Below are 13,576 nucleotides of genomic sequence, written 5' to 3' on the forward strand. Positions count from 1 at the left end.
TTACAGTTTTAAAGACATCTTGTATATTGGTGAGTTAATATGCGTAAAAAAGTAGTATTGGCATGCAGCAATTGTAATAGCAGGAATTATTCAACAATGAAAAATGTTGCAAATTTGCAAGAGCGGCTTGAAGTGAAAAAGTTTTGCAAAGTATGCAACACTCATACTGTTCACCGTGAAACGAAGTAATTTTGTTTTGACATAAGTTTAATGTTTGTTTGAGCTAGTTCCTAGCTGTTGGAGGTTACTTATTATGCAACGAATGATGAAATTTTTCAGCGATGTCGCACGAGAAATGAAGAAGGTAAGTTGGCCGAAGCGGAAAGAGCTCGTGCGTTACACGATTACGGTATTGACTACGGTTGCGTTTATGGCAATCTTTTTTGCTATTGTTGATTTAGGGATTTCTTCTTTAATTCGTTTAGTACTTGAATAACGCTCGTGTTTGTATGGTATAATGAAAAATAATACAGGAAATGTAAAGCCCGGAAACGGGTTTTTATTTTGGTTTTTTAACGAATATAAATCCATATTTTCTCAATTTTCTTTAGGGAGGGAAGGGCATTTAAGGCCCCAATAAATGGAAAAAAATTGGTATGTGATTCATACTTATTCTGGATATGAAAATAAAGTAAAAGCGAACCTTGAGAAAAGAGTAGAATCTATGGGAATGCAAGATAAAATTTTCCGTGTTGTCGTTCCTGAAGAAGAAGAAACAGATATGAAAAATGGAAAGAAAAAAGTAACAAAACGGAAAGTATTCCCTGGATATGTTTTAGTCGAAATGGTTATGACAGATGACTCTTGGTATGTTGTGCGCAATACGCCTGGTGTAACTGGATTTGTAGGTTCTTCTGGGGCAGGTTCTAAGCCGACTCCATTGCTTGAAGAGGAAGTAAACATCATCTTGAAGCGTGCAGGAGTAGAATTAATGGAGTTTGATTTTGACTTTGAATTAAATGAAACTGTTCAAGTAAAAGAAGGGCCGTTTGCAAACTTTACCGGTACGATAGAAGAAATTGATAAAGATAAACGCAAGGTGAAAGTTCTTGTTAATATGTTTGGTCGTGAAACACCGGTCGAACTTGATTTCACTCAGATTGAAAAAATATAATTATGAAATAACTTGAAATCAGTTGAGAAAAGTGATAATATTTTAAGGTCAGTATGTCTCAAATACATTGAGGCTATTATTGCTAGTTCTTTATATAGGTTATAACGAGTGGGAGGGTAAACCCCTAATACCACATCACGGACTTAAGGAGGTGTGTCTCGTGGCTAAAAAAGTAATTAAAGTTGTGAAATTGCAAATTCCTGCAGGTAAAGCGAATCCAGCACCACCAGTTGGTCCTGCGTTAGGTCAAGCTGGTGTAAATATCATGGGATTCTGTAAAGAATTCAATGCTCGTACAGCTGACCAAGCAGGTTTAATCATTCCTGTTGAAATTACGGTATACGAAGACCGTTCATTTACATTTATTACGAAAACTCCACCTGCTGCAGTATTGCTTAAGAAAGCAGCTGGTATCGAGTCAGGTTCTGGTGAGCCAAACCGTAATAAAGTAGCAACAATCAAGCGTGATAAAGTACGCGAGATTGCTGAAACAAAAATGCCAGATCTAAATGCGGCTAGCGTCGAAGCTGCAATGCGCATGATTGAAGGTACAGCGCGCAGCATGGGTATCGTCATCGAAGACTAATGTTGTCATTTAGCTGGCTGTTGAAGGTTGCGAATACAGTAGCGTTCTGTTTCGCAACCTTTATTCGTGGGAGGTTATTCCGCTAAAACCACAATTAAGGAGGAAACGAAAATGGCTAAAAGAGGTAAAAAATATTTAGAAGCTGTAAAGCTTGTTGACCGTTCTAAAGCTTACTCTGTAACAGAAGCAATTGAATTAGTGAAAAAAACAAACATTGCAAAATTTGATGCGACAGTAGAAGTTGCTTTCCGTTTAGGAGTTGATCCTAAAAAAGCTGACCAACAAATCCGCGGCGCGGTTGTATTACCACATGGTACTGGTAAAGTGCAACGCGTGCTAGTATTCGCAAAAGGCGAAAAAGCAAAAGAAGCGGAAGTTGCAGGTGCAGACTACGTTGGTGATACAGATTACATCAACAAAATCCAACAAGGATGGTTCGAATTTGATGTAATTGTAGCAACTCCTGATATGATGGGTGAGGTAGGTAAATTAGGTCGTATTTTAGGTCCTAAAGGTTTAATGCCAAACCCTAAAACAGGTACAGTTACATTTGATGTTGCGAAAGCAGTGAAAGAAATTAAAGCGGGTAAAGTTGAATACCGTGTAGATAAAGCAGGTAACATTCATGTACCAATCGGAAAAATTTCTTTCGATAATGAAAAACTTGTTGATAACTTCACAACTATTTATGAAACAATTCTAAAAGTAAAACCAGCGGCTGCGAAAGGTACTTACGTGAAAAACGTAACAGTTACTTCAACAATGGGACCTGGTATTAAAGTAGACCCTTCAACATTTGCTGTTTCAAGATAAGCTAATTGTTGACTTTTTTAAAGTCATTTAGTAATATATATCTTGTCTGAAAAAAGAATATCATTTGTACCGTAGACAGTAGGTGCCTAGAAAGGCTTAATTTCCTACCGAGGTGTTTAGTATAGAAAAAAGTGCGTCGTATAAGCACTTCAGGGTACCTCCATGTCTATGTAGACATGGAGGTTTTTTAATGAACGGTATAAGTGGTGTTTTATTTATTTTATCTTCTACAGGAGGTGTAAAGATGAGCAGCGCAATTGAACTCAAAAAGCAAGTTGTAGCGGAAATTGCTGATAAGTTCCGCGCAAGCAAATCAACAATCATCGTAGACTATCGCGGTCTTAACGTAGCAGAAGTTACAGAACTTCGCAAACAGCTTCGCGAAGCTGGCATCGAGTTTAAAGTGTATAAAAACACATTAACTCGTCGCGCTCTTGCAGAAGTTGGTTTAGAGGGATTAGACGAAGTTTTTACTGGACCAAATGCGATCGCGTTTAGTAATGATGATGTAGTAGCGCCTGCCAAACTCTTAAATGAATTCGCGAAAACTCACGAAGCGTTAAAGATTAAAGCAGGTGTCATCGAAGGTAACGTTGCTACTGTTGAAGAAGTTAAGGCACTTGCAAATCTTCCTTCACGCGAAGGCTTGCTTTCTATGTTGCTTAGCGTTCTTCAGGCACCAATCCGCAACTTCGCTCTTGTTACAAAAGCAGTTGCAGAGAAGAAAGAAGAACAAGGCGCATAATTTAGCGTTTGCATCTTCAATTTGATTACATTGAAAAAATGATATTAAGGGAGGAATATTTACAATGACTAAAGAACAAATCATTGAAGCGGTTAAGAATATGACTGTTTTAGAATTAAATGAATTAGTAAAAGCAATTGAAGAAGAGTTCGGTGTAACTGCTGCTGCTCCTGTAGTAGTTGCTGGCGGTGCTGCTGCTGGTGGTGAAGCGGCTGCTGAGAAAACAGAATTCGACGTTATCCTTGCTGATGGCGGCGCTCAAAAAATCAAAGTTATCAAAGTTGTTCGTGAACTTACTGGCCTTGGCTTAAAAGAAGCTAAAGAGTTAGTTGACAACACTCCAAAGCCAGTTAAAGAAGGCGTTTCTAAAGAAGAAGCTGAAGAAATTAAAGCGAAACTTGAAGAAGCTGGCGCTAGCGTAGAAATTAAGTAATTTCGGCTATGCGATAAAAAGCTCGCTAATGATAGCGGGCTTTTTTTAATATTTTTTAACATGTTTATCGAGAAGTCTCCCACCTCTAAAGTGAAGTGAAGGTGGGAGAGGTTCATTATTGTGAAGAAACGGTTATGATGATAGAGAAAAAGTAATGAAAAGGTGATGTCATTGAGTGAGCATTATTATTCGAAAAAACCTTCTTCATCGAGCAATCCGCAAACTTGGACGTTTCAATTAAGAGGCCGCCTCTTTACTTTTACAACTGACAGCGGTGTTTTTTCGAAAAAGGAAGTGGATTTTGGTTCGCGATTACTAATTGAATCGTTTAAGCAACCGGAAATTGAGGGGGATTTTTTGGATGTAGGCTGTGGATATGGACCGATTGGACTGTCCATAGCAAAAGATTTTCCTGAGCGTAAAGTAGAAATGATTGATATTAACGAACGTGCCATTGAGTTAGCCAACAAAAATAAAGCAATCAATCAAGTGGATAATGTAGTTATTTATCAAAGTGATTTATTTGAACATGTCGGTAATAAGATGTTTGCCGCCATTTTAACAAATCCACCAATTCGTGCAGGAAAAAGCGTTGTTTATGCGATTTTTGAGCAAAGTTTTGCTCATTTGCTTCCTGATGGAGAATTATGGATCGTCATTCAAAAGAAGCAAGGTGCTCCTTCAGCGTTGGAAAAATTACAATCTTTATTTTCTGAGGTAGAAGTTGTAGAAAAGAAAAAAGGATATTATATCATAAAGGCGAAAAAATATTGACGGCTTTTTTTGCCTGTGATATCATTATAAAATGCCAAATATGTAATTTTATTAAGGTTCTGTTCAAATAATAAATTGTATAATTTTATTTTTAATGGAAAAAATTATAAAATCAATGTTTTGTGAAATGTGGTTTTCTTAACAGAAACCATTTTTTCTTTTGTTTTATGAGGCTGATCCAAAAGCCAAGTGTCAGACCCCACAACACAATATGCAGATATTATATTTGGAATTATGTTGTGAATGTGCATGAGGTCAGGCACTGACGGGCGGGACAGCTCCATAAGCTTGCTTTCTACTTACTAACGCTTTAATTTGAGGGGTGAATCAGTTGACAGGTCAACTAGTTCAATATGGACGACACCGCCAACGAAGAAGTTACGCGCGTATCAGTGAAGTTTTGGAATTACCTAATTTAATTGAAATTCAGACTTCCTCTTATCAGTGGTTTCTTGATGAGGGTTTAAGAGAAATGTTTAAAGAAATCTCTCCTATCGAGGATTTCACAGGAAATCTGTCGCTTGAGTTTATTGATTATAGTTTAGGAGAGCCTAAATATTCCGTTGAAGAAGCGAAAGAACGGGACGTTACGTATGCAGCACCGCTTCGCGTAAAGGTCCGTTTAATCAATAAAGAAACTGGTGAGGTAAAAGATCAGGAAGTGTTTATGGGAGATTTTCCTCTCATGACAGAGACAGGTACGTTCATCATTAACGGGGCTGAACGTGTCATCGTTTCTCAGCTTGTTCGCTCACCGAGTGTATATTACAGCGGAAAGGTTGACAAAAACGGTAAACGCGGCTTTTCTGCGACAGTTATTCCAAACCGTGGTGCATGGTTGGAGTATGAAACGGATGCGAAAGATGTTGTATATGTTCGTATCGACCGTACTCGTAAACTGCCTGTAACGGTGCTTTTACGTGCGCTTGGGTTTGGGTCTGATCAAGAAATCATCGATTTAATTGGTGATAATGAGTATCTTCGTAATACGCTTGAAAAAGATAACACAGAAAGCACAGAAAAAGCGTTATTAGAAATTTATGAGCGTTTACGGCCGGGAGAACCGCCTACAGTAGAAAACGCAAAAAATTTGCTAGTTTCCCGTTTCTTTGATCCGAAACGCTACGATTTAGCAAGCGTTGGACGTTATAAAATTAATAAAAAGCTTCATATTAAAAACCGACTCTTTAATCAACGTTTAGCCGAAACACTTGTCGATCCTGAAACTGGTGAAATTATCGCTGAAAAAGGAACAATCATCGACCGTAGAACATTAGACCGAATTTTACCACAGCTTGAAAAGAATATTGGCTTTAAGACATACAACCCTGCAGGCGGCGTTGTAGATGAGGAATTCACGCTGCAATCGATCAAAATCTATGCGCCAAACGATCCGGATGGGGAACAAGTCATTAATGTCATTGGTAACGGCTATATTGCGGAAGATGTAAAACATATCACACCAAGTGATATTATTGCGTCGATTAGTTACTTCTTTAACTTGCTTCATGGGGTAGGCGATACAGACGATATTGACCACTTAGGAAATCGTCGTCTTCGTTCCGTTGGTGAGCTGCTGCAAAATCAATTCAGAATTGGGCTTTCACGCATGGAACGCGTTGTGCGTGAGCGCATGTCTATCCAAGATACAAATACAATTACGCCACAGCAACTTATCAACATTCGTCCAGTAATTGCAGCAATCAAGGAATTTTTTGGAAGTTCACAACTATCTCAATTCATGGACCAAACAAACCCTCTTGCTGAGTTGACACATAAGCGCCGTCTTTCTGCGTTAGGACCGGGTGGTTTAACGCGCGAACGCGCTGGTTTCGAGGTTCGTGACGTTCACTATTCACACTATGGTCGCATGTGTCCAATCGAAACTCCCGAGAGTCCAAACATCGGTTTAATTAACTCACTGTCAACATATGCAAAAGTGAACAAATTTGGTTTTATCGAAACACCGTATCGCCGCGTTGACCCTGAAACAGGAAAAGTAACGAACCGCATTGATTACTTAACAGCGGATGAAGAAGACAACTATGTTGTGGCTCAGGCGAACGCAAGAATCGCCGAAGACGGTACGTTCCTAGATGAAGATATTGTGGCACGTTTCCGCGGTGAAAACATTGTGGTCAAACGTGATCGTGTCGACTACATGGACGTATCACCAAAGCAAGTTGTATCCGCCGCAACAGCGTGCATTCCATTCTTGGAAAATGACGATTCTAACCGTGCTTTGATGGGTGCAAACATGCAGCGCCAAGCGGTTCCATTATTGCAACCTGAGGCTCCAATCGTTGGTACAGGAATGGAATATGTGTCAGCAAGAGATTCAGGTGCGGCAGTCATTTGTAAACATCGGGGAATTGTTGAAAGAGTAGAAGCGAAAGAAATTTGGGTACGCCGCTTAATTGAAGTAGATGGCAAAGAAGTAAAAGGCGATCTCGATAAATACCGTCTTTTGAAGTTTGTTCGTTCTAACCAAGGAACATGCTACAATCAACGTCCGATTGTTAAAAAAGGCGACATTGTAGAAAAAGGTGAAATTCTTGCTGACGGTCCATCAATGGAAAAAGGTGAATTGGCGCTTGGGCGCAACGTGCTTGTTGCCTTCATGACATGGGATGGTTATAACTACGAAGACGCGATTATTATGAGCGAGCGTCTTGTCAAAGAAGATGTTTATACTTCTATTCATATTGAAGAATATGAGTCTGAGGCTCGTGATACGAAGCTTGGACCTGAAGAAATTACACGTGACATTCCGAACGTCGGAGAAGATGCATTACGCAACCTAGATGAACGGGGAATTGTCCGAATTGGTGCAGAGGTAAAAGACGGAGATTTACTTGTTGGTAAAGTAACGCCAAAAGGAGTAACGGAGTTAACAGCGGAAGAGCGCCTGTTGCATGCAATCTTTGGCGAAAAAGCTCGTGAAGTACGCGATACCTCTCTTCGTGTTCCGCATGGCGGCGGCGGTATCGTACTAGACGTCAAAGTATTTAACCGTGAAGACGGAGATGAGCTTCCTCCTGGTGTGAACCAGCTAGTACGTGTGTACATTGTTCAAAAACGTAAAATCTCTGAAGGCGATAAAATGGCGGGCCGCCATGGTAACAAAGGGGTAATTTCGAGAATCTTACCAGAAGAGGATATGCCTTTCTTGCCGGATGGCACGCCAGTTGATATCATGTTAAACCCATTAGGGGTGCCTTCACGTATGAATATTGGTCAGGTACTAGAATTGCACCTCGGTATGGCGGCGAAAAAGCTGGGAATTCATGTCGCTTCTCCAGTATTCGATGGGGCTCGTGAAGAAGATGTTTGGGCAACGTTGGAAGAAGCTGGAATGCCTCGCGATGCCAAAACCGTTCTTTATGACGGAAGAACAGGCGAGCCGTTTGATAACCGTGTCTCCGTCGGTATTATGTACATGATTAAACTGGCACACATGGTTGATGATAAATTGCATGCTCGTTCAACAGGTCCTTACTCGCTTGTTACGCAGCAGCCGCTCGGTGGTAAAGCGCAGTTTGGTGGTCAGCGTTTCGGTGAGATGGAAGTATGGGCGCTTGAAGCTTATGGTGCAGCATATACATTGCAAGAGATTCTTACGGTTAAATCGGATGATGTCGTTGGTCGCGTGAAAACATATGAAGCGATTGTTAAAGGTGAGAACGTTCCAGAACCTGGTGTCCCAGAGTCATTCAAAGTATTGATTAAAGAACTGCAAAGTTTAGGTATGGATGTCACAATTCTTTCCAGCGATGAAAAAGAAATCAATATGGAAAATTTTGATGAAGATGACGATGTTCAACCAGCGAATACAGTTACAATGAATGTAGACACAGTTGAAGAAGAAAAAGATGTTGTGACGAAAGAGCAATAAAATGACAGAGCAATAAGGGTAAAACCTGGAGATTAAGAGGGAGGTAGGCCCCTTGCTGGATGTAAATAATTTTGAGTATATGAAAATCGGACTTGCTTCACCAGAAAAAATTCGTTCTTGGTCATACGGTGAAGTAAAGAAACCTGAAACGATTAACTATCGTACATTAAAACCTGAAAAAGACGGATTGTTCTGCGAGCGCATTTTCGGTCCGACAAAAGACTGGGAGTGTCATTGCGGTAAATATAAGCGCGTGCGTTATAAAGGCGTAGTTTGTGATCGTTGCGGTGTTGAAGTAACTCGTGCAAAAGTTCGCCGTGAACGAATGGGCCATATTGAACTGGCAGCCCCTGTTTCACATATTTGGTATTTTAAAGGAATTCCAAGCCGCATGGGACTTGTCTTAGACATGTCCCCGCGGGCTTTGGAAGAAGTCATTTACTTTGCTTCCTATGTAGTTACCGATCCGGGAGATACTCCGCTTGAGAAAAAGCAATTGCTTTCTGAAAAAGAATATCGTGCGTATCGCGAAAAGTATGGACAGTCGTTCCAAGCCTCTATGGGAGCTGAAGCGATTAAAAAGCTTCTTCAAGATATTGATCTTGAAAAAGAAGTAGAAGCACTAAAAGAAGAGTTAAAAACAGCTCAAGGGCAGCGTCGTGCTCGAACAATTAAACGACTTGAAGTGTTGGAAGCATTCCGAAATTCCGGGAATGACCCGGCATGGATGGTATTGGATGTGCTTCCAGTGATCCCGCCGGAGTTGCGCCCGATGGTTCAATTGGATGGCGGTCGTTTTGCGACATCGGATTTAAACGATTTATACCGTCGTGTCATTAACCGTAACAACCGCTTAAAACGACTTCTGGATCTTGGAGCTCCGAATATCATCGTGCAAAACGAAAAACGGATGCTTCAAGAAGCGGTTGATGCGCTAATCGATAACGGTCGCCGCGGCCGTCCGGTAACAGGTCCTGGAAACCGTCCGTTAAAATCTCTTTCTCATATGCTAAAAGGTAAGCAAGGCCGCTTCCGTCAAAACTTGCTTGGTAAACGTGTTGACTATTCTGGCCGTTCTGTTATTGTTGTGGGACCAAACTTAAAAATGTATCAATGTGGTCTTCCTAAGGAAATGGCGCTTGAGCTCTTTAAACCATTCGTTATGAAAGAGCTTGTAGAAAGAGGTTTAGCTCACAACATTAAGAGTGCAAAACGAAAAATCGAACGCGTTCACCCAGAAGTTTGGGACGTTTTAGAATCTGTCATTAAAGAACATCCTGTTCTGCTAAACCGTGCCCCAACTTTGCACAGACTCGGTATTCAAGCGTTCGAACCTACGCTTGTTGAAGGCCGTGCGATTCGCTTGCATCCGCTTGTATGTACAGCGTATAACGCGGACTTCGACGGTGACCAAATGGCGGTACACGTTCCGCTATCAGCGGAAGCGCAAGCCGAAGCTCGCCTGCTCATGCTGGCAGCACAAAACATTCTCAACCCTAAAGACGGGAAACCGGTTGTTACTCCTTCACAAGACATGGTACTAGGTAACTATTACTTAACAATGGAACGTGAAGGGGCAATCGGTGAGGGAATGGTCTTCAAGGATACAGATGAAGCGCTGTTAGCTTACCATAACGGTTATGTGCATCTGCATAGCCGCATTGCTGTACATGCAGGTTCATTAAAGAATGAGACATTCACTGAAGAACAAAATAATAAATTATTAATTACAACAGTAGGTAAGTTGATTTTTAACGAGATTTTACCGAAGTCATTCCCTTATATTAATGAACCGACAAAAGAAAATCTGGAGGAGCGTACTCCTGATAAGTATTTCCTTGATAAAGGAGTAAACGTGAAAGAAGAAATTCGCAAACGTGAACTTGTTCCTCCGTTTAAGAAAAAAATTCTTGGAAATATTATTGCGGAAGTATTCAAGCGGTTCAAAATCACGGAAACATCGAAAATGCTTGACCGCATGAAAGACCTCGGTTTCAAATATTCAACGAAAGCCGGTATTACAATCGGCGTCGCTGATATCGTTGTATTGCCGCAAAAGCAAGAAATTTTACAAGAAGCACAAGCAAAAGTAGACACGGTCTTAAAGCAGTTTAGACGCGGTTTAATTACTGAGGATGAGCGTTATGAGCGTGTTATCTCCATCTGGAGCGCTGCGAAAGATAAAATTCAAAGCAAGTTAATGGAATCTTTAGATAAACGCAACCCAATCTTTATGATGAGCGACTCCGGTGCGCGTGGTAACGCATCAAACTTTACTCAGCTTGCTGGTATGCGCGGTTTGATGGCAAACCCGGCCGGACGCATTATCGAATTGCCGATTAAATCTTCATTCCGTGAAGGTTTAACGGTATTGGAATACTTTATTTCTACGCATGGTGCGCGTAAAGGTCTTGCAGATACAGCGCTTAAAACGGCTGACTCTGGTTATCTCACACGCCGTCTTGTTGACGTTGCGCAAGATGTCATCGTTCGTGAGGATGATTGCGGTACAGACCGCGGTATGCTTGTAAGAGCGTTAACGGATGGCACAGAGGTTATCGTGAAGCTAGAAGAGCGTTTAGTCGGCCGATATGCGAGAAAAACGGTAAAACATCCGGAAACTGGTGAAATTCTTGTCCGAGAAAATGAAATGATCACGGAAGATATTGCTAACGCCATTATTAAGGCGGGGATTGACCAAGTTTGGATTCGCTCTGCGTTTACATGTAATACGCGTCATGGAGTATGTAAGAAATGTTATGGCCGCAACTTAGCTACAGGCGCAGAAGTAGAAGTTGGAGAAGCGGTCGGTATTATTGCGGCACAATCGATTGGTGAACCTGGTACGCAGTTAACGATGCGTACATTCCACACTGGTGGTGTAGCGGGAGACGATATCACTCAAGGTTTACCGCGCGTTCAAGAATTGTTTGAAGCGCGTAATCCAAAAGGTCAAGCAGTTATTTCAGAAATTGACGGTGTGGTAGTTGCAATTAATGAAACTCGCGACCGTCAACAAGAAATTGTCGTGCAAGGTGAAGTAGAGACGCGCACATATACAGCTCCTTATAGTGCGAGATTAAAAGTTCAAGAAGGTCAGCAAGTAGAGCGTGGTCAAGAGCTGACAGAAGGTTCGATCGATCCGAAGGAGCTCCTCAAGGTAAAAGATATTACTGCTGTTCAAGAATACTTGTTGCGTGAAGTGCAGAAAGTATACCGTATGCAAGGGGTAGAAATTAGCGATAAGCATATTGAAGTAATGGTTCGCCAGATGCTCCGCAAAGTGCGTGTCATTGATGCGGGTGATACGGACGTACTTCCAGGCACATTGCTTGATGTACATCAATTTACAGATGTTAATGCTAAAGCATTGCTTGAAGGCAAAACACCGGCAACAGCTCGCCCGGTATTGCTTGGTATTACAAAAGCATCGCTTGAAACAGACTCATTCCTATCTGCTGCATCTTTCCAAGAAACAACGAGAGTGCTTACAGATGCAGCAATTAAAGGCAAACGTGACGAGCTGCTCGGTCTTAAGGAAAACGTTATTATTGGTAAGCTAGTGCCTGCTGGAACAGGAATGGCACGCTATCGTAAAGTAAAACCAGTAATTAAGTCAAACATTCGCGAAGATGCAGCTACAACAAGCAAATAATCGCTTATATATTTTTACCGGCAAGAACAGCTCTTGCCGGTAAAAAATTTTTAATAAATGAAGTTGACAACGTTCTAAGAAAATGTTAATGTAATAAAGGTGTTCCAAAAACCTGGTACTTTGGAGGATATGTTTCATGTCTTATGAAAAAGTATTGCAGGCTAAGCAAATTATTGTCGGAACCAAACAAACAGTGAGAGCTCTAAAAGAGGGAAAAGTACAGGAAGTGGTTATTGCCGAAGATGCAGATTCGTTCATTATTGATAAAGTGTTGGAAGCTGCAAAGGAAGCAAACGTTCCTGTAGCAAAAGTAGACTCTATGAAAAAGCTTGGAAAGGCATGTAAAATTCAAGTTGGAGCTGCTGCTGTTGCGATTATTTGTTAAAAACTGTTTTTGTAGGTTTGTCTGCAAAAACTTTGTTTTTGTATAAAAATGAGCCGCCTGGATGTGTGGGCTTGAACTTAAATGCGAAGGGAGGAAATTTATAATGCCTACAATTAACCAGCTAGTACGTAAAGGTCGTACGAAAAAAGTGGTAAAATCTAAATCTCCTGCATTAAACAAAGGATACAACAGCTTCAAAAAAGTACAAACTAACGTTTCTTCACCACAAAAACGTGGTGTATGTACACGTGTAGGTACTATGACACCTAAGAAGCCAAACTCTGCGCTTCGTAAATATGCTCGTGTACGTTTAACAAACGGTATCGAGGTAACAGCATACATTCCTGGTATCGGTCATAACTTACAAGAACACAGCGTTGTATTAATCCGCGGTGGACGTGTAAAAGACTTACCGGGTGTACGTTACCATATCGTTCGTGGTGCGTTAGATACTGCTGGTGTAGCAAACCGTATGCAAGGACGTTCTAAATACGGTACGAAGAAACCAAAAGCAGCTAAGAAGTAATGAAAAATAATTTAAGAAAAAGATAACTTTTTCTTGAAAGGAGGAAAAACTATGCCACGTAAAGGTCCAGTTCCGAAAAGAGATGTATTACCTGATCCAATTTACAATTCAAAATTAGTAACACGTCTTATCAACAAAATTATGATTGACGGTAAAAAAGGTAAAGCGCAAAAAATTCTTTATACTGCGTTCGATATTATTCGTGAGCGCACAGGTAAAGATCCGATGGAAGTTTTTGAGCAAGCATTAAAAAATGTAATGCCAGTTCTTGAAGTAAGAGCTCGTCGTGTTGGTGGTGCTAACTATCAAGTTCCGGTAGAAGTGCGCCCTGAACGTCGTACAACACTAGGTCTTCGTTGGTTAGTAAACTACGCTCGTCTTCGTGGTGAAAAAACAATGGAAGAGCGTCTAGCTAACGAAATTATGGATGCTGCAAACAACACAGGTGCAGCTGTTAAGAAACGTGAAGATACTCATAAAATGGCAGAAGCGAACAAAGCATTTGCTCACTATCGTTGGTAATCTTCGTTATTGTTTTTGTTCATATGTCTATTGATTATATACTTGGAATAGGTGAAGGCGATAGAGGTATCTCTATCGTGCACTCACCTATCTTCCTATATATGAATGATTTTTTCACAAACACGATA

General features: G+C 40.8%; 13 protein-coding genes and 1 other annotated feature. All 13 genes read left to right on the top strand.

Features of this window, described 5'->3' with window-relative positions:
- Positions 1-39: 39 nt before the first annotated feature.
- The 13 genes from rpmG (at position 40) to rpsG (ending at position 13,448) form a co-directional block, all read left to right on the top strand.
- Positions 40-189: a 50S ribosomal protein L33 gene (gene rpmG / locus B0I26_RS14305; protein WP_111646105.1), complete on the top strand. Its 150-nt coding sequence runs from the start codon at positions 40-42 to the stop codon at positions 187-189.
- 64 nt (positions 190-253) lie between these two features.
- A complete protein-coding gene (gene secE / locus B0I26_RS14310) occupies positions 254-436 on the top strand; it encodes a preprotein translocase subunit SecE (RefSeq protein ID WP_111646106.1) in 183 nt (60 codons plus the stop codon).
- Positions 437-580: 144 nt separating this feature from the next.
- Positions 581-1,114 carry a transcription termination/antitermination protein NusG gene (gene nusG, locus B0I26_RS14315; protein ID WP_111646107.1) on the top strand — a complete coding sequence of 178 codons (534 nt, stop codon included), beginning with the start codon at positions 581-583 and terminating at the stop codon, positions 1,112-1,114.
- Between the two features lie 160 nt (positions 1,115-1,274).
- Positions 1,275-1,700: a 50S ribosomal protein L11 gene (gene rplK, locus B0I26_RS14320; protein ID WP_146612817.1), complete on the top strand. Its 426-nt coding sequence runs from the start codon at positions 1,275-1,277 to the stop codon at positions 1,698-1,700.
- Positions 1,701-1,811: 111 nt separating this feature from the next.
- On the top strand, positions 1,812-2,513 hold the full coding sequence (gene rplA, locus B0I26_RS14325) for a 50S ribosomal protein L1 (protein WP_111646108.1): 702 nt from the start codon (positions 1,812-1,814) through the stop codon (positions 2,511-2,513).
- Positions 2,514-2,564: 51 nt separating this feature from the next.
- Positions 2,565-2,711 (top strand) — a sequence feature (ribosomal protein L10 leader region).
- Between the two features lie 46 nt (positions 2,712-2,757).
- Positions 2,758-3,258 (top strand): 50S ribosomal protein L10, encoded by a 501-nt coding sequence (rplJ, locus tag B0I26_RS14330; protein ID WP_111646109.1) that lies wholly within the window; start codon positions 2,758-2,760, stop codon positions 3,256-3,258.
- Between the two features lie 64 nt (positions 3,259-3,322).
- Complete coding sequence (gene rplL / locus B0I26_RS14335; RefSeq protein WP_111646110.1) at positions 3,323-3,691, top strand: 50S ribosomal protein L7/L12; 369 nt, start codon at positions 3,323-3,325, stop codon at positions 3,689-3,691.
- A 171-nt stretch (positions 3,692-3,862) separates the two neighbouring features.
- On the top strand, positions 3,863-4,465 hold the full coding sequence (locus B0I26_RS14340) for a class I SAM-dependent methyltransferase (protein WP_111646111.1): 603 nt from the start codon (positions 3,863-3,865) through the stop codon (positions 4,463-4,465).
- 331 nt (positions 4,466-4,796) lie between these two features.
- Positions 4,797-8,360 (top strand): DNA-directed RNA polymerase subunit beta, encoded by a 3,564-nt coding sequence (gene rpoB, locus B0I26_RS14345; protein WP_111646112.1) that lies wholly within the window; start codon positions 4,797-4,799, stop codon positions 8,358-8,360.
- 52 nt (positions 8,361-8,412) lie between these two features.
- The gene (gene rpoC, locus B0I26_RS14350) at positions 8,413-12,015 is read left to right on the top strand and encodes a DNA-directed RNA polymerase subunit beta' (RefSeq protein ID WP_111646113.1); all 3,603 of its coding nucleotides are present in this window, start codon (positions 8,413-8,415) and stop codon (positions 12,013-12,015) included.
- 136 nt (positions 12,016-12,151) lie between these two features.
- A complete protein-coding gene (locus B0I26_RS14355; RefSeq protein ID WP_111646114.1) occupies positions 12,152-12,400 on the top strand; it encodes a 50S ribosomal protein L7ae-like protein in 249 nt (82 codons plus the stop codon).
- 103 nt (positions 12,401-12,503) lie between these two features.
- Positions 12,504-12,926: a 30S ribosomal protein S12 gene (gene rpsL, locus B0I26_RS14360; protein WP_111646115.1), complete on the top strand. Its 423-nt coding sequence runs from the start codon at positions 12,504-12,506 to the stop codon at positions 12,924-12,926.
- Between the two features lie 51 nt (positions 12,927-12,977).
- Positions 12,978-13,448, top strand: coding sequence for a 30S ribosomal protein S7 (gene rpsG / locus B0I26_RS14365; protein ID WP_004888658.1), 471 nt, complete (start codon positions 12,978-12,980; stop codon positions 13,446-13,448).
- Positions 13,449-13,576: the final 128 nt, after the last annotated feature.

Source organism: Paranoxybacillus vitaminiphilus (assembly GCF_003259935.1).
Taxonomy (GTDB): Bacteria; Bacillota; Bacilli; order Bacillales; family Anoxybacillaceae; genus Paranoxybacillus; species Paranoxybacillus vitaminiphilus.